The following is a 4,429-nucleotide window of genomic DNA, read 5'->3' on the forward strand; positions in this document are numbered from 1 at the left end:
CAATGTGTTTTCAATTGTTTCACGCGCTTCCAATTCAGATAATTGATATTGTTCTTTCAATCGCTTATAATTGTACAACCTGCCCAAACCATCAAATAACGTGTAGTTGAGGTTTACAGAAGCGTTGTAACGCGAACTTTCGGCACCATTTAAAACGGTTGTATTTCCATTAGAAAATTCGGCTTCTGTATTGTCTAAATTATACGTTGCGCCTGCATTTCCTGTGAGAGTTGGCAAATAACCAGTATTTAAAATACTCGTATTATTTTCGGCTACTTTTACCGTATTATTGGCAATTTTAATTCCGTAATTATGCTCCAATGTCAATTGAATGGCGTCATCTGGCGTAAGCATTTGTTGCGCATTCATATACATTCCGAAGAAAACTAAAATAGCGGTTATATAAATTTTATTCTGCATTTGCTTCGTTTTGTGTGTTAAGAACTTGTACCGTTTCTACTGCTAATTCTTTTGCTCGTTTTTCCTCTAAAAGATGTGTTTCGTGTTGTTTTTCTCGTACCACACGTTCTACTTCTTCTCGGGTAATACTTCTGTTATAATACAACCACTTTCCTGTTTTCTTTACGTAATTACTAAACGATAAAAAAATTGGCAATACAATCAATGTTAATACTGTGGCAAAACCAATTCCGTATGCAATAGAAATTGCCATCGGAATTAAAAATTGTGCTTGTCTGCTTTCTTCCAAAATTAATGGCGCTAATCCAGCTACAGTTGTAATTGAGGTTAAGAAAATTGCTCTAAAACGAGAACGTCCAGCTTCATATAGAGCATCATCAAATAGCATTCCTTCTCGTAAATTATTATTGAACTTTCCTATCAAGACAAGTCCATCATTTACCATAATTCCAATCAGGGCAATAATTCCTAACATGGAAAGAATATTTACTGGGAATTCGTGAAGCCAGTGTCCCCAAGCTACAGCAGGCAAACTAAGCGGAATTAGTAACAATAATAATAAAGGCTGACTGTAACTTCTAAAGGTAAATGCGATGACTATATAAATTAAAATCAGCACTGTAAGTCCTACAGGTCCTAACGAAGCCATTAATTTGTTACGCTCTCTATTTTGCCCTTCATACGATGGTGTTACAGTTGGATATCGTGACAAAATCTCAGGCATGATTTCATCTTTAAGTTCTGACATTATATCCGTTGCACTTGTCTTTTTCTTGTTTTTAATATCTGCGGAAACTTGAATTTCTCTACGACCTTCTAAGTGATTTATGGCAACTTCTCCACGTGCAATGCTGTAACTTGCTATTTCTTTTAAAGGAACACGTTGTCCACTTGGCGTGATAATTCGCATATTGTCCAAATCATTAATAGAAGAACGATTGGGTCTGTCATAACGAACCCACACACGAATTTCATCTTGTCCACGTTGAAAACGTTGCGCTTGCGCTCCAAAAAATGCTGAGCGTACTTGTGTCATTACCGATCGTAAGTTTAAGCCTAATGCATACGCACTTTCGTTTAGTTTTAAACGGATTTCTTTAATTCCTGCCGGATCAGTATCCGTAACATCTTTTAATGCTACATTATTTTTGAGTACTTCTTTTAGTTCGGATTTTACAGCTTTTAGTTCGGCAATATTATTTCCGAGAAAGGAAACCGATACTGGAAGTCCTCCAAAATTTCCACCGCTACCAAAAACCAAACTTTCCACACCAATTATAGGCCCGACAGCTTCTTCAATACGATTGGAAACCAAATCGGATGCAATTTCGTTTGGTCGTTCTTCACCTGGTAATAAGTTGATTTGTAAAGTAGCCGTTGCTGCGCCTGGGCCAATTCTTTTAATTATGTTTTCAACCAAATACTTCTCTGAATCTTCACCAATATATTCGTCATTGATTGCTTTGGTAACTTCTTTTGCTTTGCTTTCTATAAAAGATATAATACTGTCGGTTACTTTCTCATTGGTTCCATTTGGCATATTGAGTGTAATGGAAACTCTGTCACTGGCAATATCTGGAAAAAATGCACCTCGTATAATTCCGCCTTTAAAACTTGCTTGCGTTAAAATTAGAAAGACAATAAAGAATGAAAAGGTTAAAAACTTATATTTTAAAGAAAATCGCAATGCTGGACTGTACACTTTATCGCGTAGCCAACTCATGATAAAATCACCAAATTTGTTAATATAACGTAGTTTTGAAAACAATTTTGGTAATAATCCTTTTGGTTCTTTATTTTGTTTACGCAATGCTTTGGAATGTGCTAAATGCGCCGGCAATATAATCAATGCTTCTACCAACGAAACAACAAGTGTTAGTATTACCACAATAGAAACTTCTCCAAAAAAGTCACCTATTCTACCATCTAAAAACAGAAAGATACTAAAGGCTAAAATGGTAGTAACAATTGCAGAAATAATAGCAGGTAATACTTCCATAACACCATCAATAGCAGCTTCTTCTGGCGATTTTCCTTTTTCGTATTGTTGGTAAATGTTTTCTGCGATGACAATTCCATCATCCACCAAAATACCAATTACGATAATCATCCCAAAAAGAGACAATACATTAATTGTAATATTAAAATAACTTGCAAACATAAACATTCCTAAGAAGGCAACAGGCAAGCCAAAAGCGACCCAAAATGCCAAACGCGTGTTTAGGAATAATGATAAAAATATGAGTACGAGAATCATTCCGATAATAGCGTTTTCGGTCAATAACGCTGTTCGTTGTACTAATGTTTCAGATCGATCTCCAATAACATCCAATTGTACATTTTCATATTTTTGATTGAACTCAGCAATATATTCCTTGGTTTTTTCTGCGGAAGAAATTAAATCTTCAGTATTGGTACTTGTAATACTTATATTGATGGAAAGATTGCCATCAAAATAATTAGCATTTGGCGTTTCAGAAAACTGATCGCGTACTTTGGCAACATCTTTTAAGCGAATTATGCGTCCAGATGCATCTGATTTTACAACCAAATTAGACAATTCGTCTGCATAATACGAACGTGCGTTGGCGCGAATTAAATATTCTTCGGCGCTTGTCTTTATAGTTCCTCCAGTAGTAATTAAACTTGCCTGATTGATAGCGTTTGATACTTCAGTAAACGATAAATTGAACGCGAGCAAACTAGCTTCGTTAATGGCAATTTCAATTTCTTCATCAGGATATCCAGTAATATTAATTTGCGAAATACCATCAATACCACGCAAATCATTTTCTACTTGGCGTCCAATTTGCTTTAAAGTTGCTAACGGAATTCCATCGCCACTCACTGCAAAAGAAATGGTTTCACGTACGGCTTCTCGTTTGGCAACCACCAAAGGTTCCATTCCTATGGGAAACGAAGGCACACGATCTACGGCGTTTTTTATTTCCAGCAGCATAAAATCAATGTCTTTTCCTTTTTCAATTTCAACATTAATTACGCCGCTATTTTCATTGGAAGTTGAGGTAACACGTTCTACACCATTTAAACCTTTGAGGTTATCTTCAATTTTGAGCACAATTCCTTCTTCAATTTCCTGCGGAGATGCTCCAGGATACGTAATATTGATATTTACGTTTTTAGAATCGACTAAGGGGAAAAAAGAAGAATTTAAAGTGTAAGCGCCATAAAACCCGAAGACTACAAATAAGGCAATGACAATATTTACGGCAACGCTGTGCTTTATAAAGTAAGCAATTATTTTTCTCATGACTTACTTGGTTTTTTTAGATGCTGGTTTGGTTGCGGTACTATCTGTTACCTTTTCAGAAGTTAGTGGTTTTACTAACATACCTGCGTACGCACCCGGAACTGATTTTGATAAAATAACCGTTCCGTCCGGAATATTTTTAAGTACTGCTTTTGTGTCTGAAAAATATACAGGAGTTACTTTTATTACATCCAATACACTGTCTCGTACTATAAAAACTTGATCATTGTCGAGCACTAAATTTCGGTCTACTTCAATTGCATTTGTTTCTTCTTTTGCATTTAGGTTGGCTTCTAAATACATACCTTCTTTTAGTTTTTCGTCCTTAACTTCTATATACGCTGTAATGGTTTGCGTAGTAGCATCAATACTTCCGTTGACACGGGAAACAACACCTGAAAATGTTTCTGTTCCATCAAGATTGTTTAATGCTACTTGTTCGCCAACTTTTAGCAGGCTTGCATATTTTTTGCTTAACGCGACTTCCATTTCGTATTCAGAATCATCGATAAATGCGCCTAATTTTTGTCCATTACGAATTAATGAACCTTCTGTAACTAAGGCTTCGGTTAAAATTCCTGAAAATGGTGCGCTAATCGTATACTTTGACAAACGTTGTTCTAAGTTTTTAACGTTGTAATAATTTGTTACAATAGTACGTCCTGTAATAAAGTACTTTTCCTTTTCGGTAGTCATTTCAGGTAATGTAGGTGTGGTTTTGTTTAGATCAAAACTACT

The 4,429-nt window shown here is 35.7% G+C and carries 3 protein-coding genes; all 3 read right to left on the minus strand.

Annotated features, from left to right (window positions below; all coding sequences use genetic code 11):
• A partial coding sequence (locus AB8B65_RS03180) for a TolC family protein (RefSeq protein WP_405299409.1) occupies window positions 1-420 on the minus strand: 420 nt, incomplete at its 3' end.
• Window positions 410-3,691, minus strand: a complete 3,282-nt coding sequence (locus AB8B65_RS03185) for an efflux RND transporter permease subunit (protein ID WP_405299410.1) — start codon at window positions 3,689-3,691, stop codon at window positions 410-412. The genes AB8B65_RS03185 and AB8B65_RS03180, both read right to left, overlap by 11 nt.
• A gap of 3 nt (window positions 3,692-3,694) precedes the next feature.
• A partial coding sequence (locus AB8B65_RS03190) for an efflux RND transporter periplasmic adaptor subunit (RefSeq protein WP_405299411.1) occupies window positions 3,695-4,429 on the minus strand: 735 nt, incomplete at its 5' end.

This window comes from Kordia sp., assembly GCF_045105435.1.
Taxonomy (GTDB): Bacteria; Bacteroidota; Bacteroidia; order Flavobacteriales; family Flavobacteriaceae; genus Kordia.